This window comes from Pseudoalteromonas sp. Z1A8, assembly GCF_011378855.1.
Taxonomy (GTDB): domain Bacteria; phylum Pseudomonadota; class Gammaproteobacteria; order Enterobacterales; family Alteromonadaceae; genus Pseudoalteromonas.
Map to the genome: position 1 here is coordinate 1 of NZ_WTLB01000143.1, position 511 is coordinate 511.

At 48.9% G+C, this 511-nt stretch carries 1 rRNA gene; it reads left to right on the forward strand.

What is annotated here, in order from left to right:
• Positions 1-511, forward strand: a 23S ribosomal RNA gene (locus GQR55_RS20070); the annotation flags it as partial.

Below are 511 nucleotides of genomic sequence, written 5' to 3' on the forward strand. Positions count from 1 at the left end.
ATACGAGGCGAACCCGGGGAACTGAAACATCTAAGTACCCGGAGGAAAAGAAATCAACCGAGATTCCCTAAGTAGCGGCGAGCGAAAGGGGATTAGCCCTTAAGTTGATTTGGTGTTAGTAGAAGGCTCTGGAAAGTGCCGCAGTAAAGGGTGATAGCCCCGTATACGAAAACACCATTTCAATGAAAACGAGTAGGACGGGACACGTGATATCCTGTCTGAATATGGGGGGACCATCCTCCAAGGCTAAATACTCCTGACTGACCGATAGTGAACCAGTACCGTGAGGGAAAGGCGAAAAGAACCCCTGTGAGGGGAGTGAAATAGATCCTGAAACCGTGTACGTACAAGCAGTGGGAGCGGACTTAGTTCCGTGACTGCGTACCTTTTGTATAATGGGTCAACGACTTATTTTCAGTAGCAAGGTTAAGCACATAGCGGAGCCGTAGGGAAACCGAGTCTTAATAGGGCGTTTAGTTGCTGGGAATAGACCCGAAACCGGGCGATCTAT